At 41.7% G+C, this 223-nt stretch carries 1 tRNA gene; it reads right to left on the reverse strand.

The window, feature by feature from the left end:
• Window positions 1–121: 121 nt before the first annotated feature.
• Window positions 122–197, reverse strand: a tRNA-Ala gene (locus WFN33_RS20350).
• Window positions 198–223: the final 26 nt, after the last annotated feature.

A 223-nucleotide genomic window follows, 5' to 3' on the forward strand; every position in this document is an offset into this window, starting at 1 on the left:
TCAAATATATTCTGTTAATGATTCACTACCGCCTCGTCAGCGAGTAGTTAACTGTGATAAATCACAGAACTTAATAAGCTATCGGCTTACTAAGTTCTGTAATCACTTAGTCTGTAATTAGTGGTGGAGACTAACGGAGTCGAACCGTTGACCTCCTGCGTGCAAAGCAGGCGCTCTACCAACTAAGCTAAGTCCCCAGCTTAAGATCTTAATATATCTGCTC

The organism is Acinetobacter sp. AS167, assembly GCF_037152175.1.
Lineage (GTDB): Bacteria > Pseudomonadota > Gammaproteobacteria > Pseudomonadales > Moraxellaceae > Acinetobacter.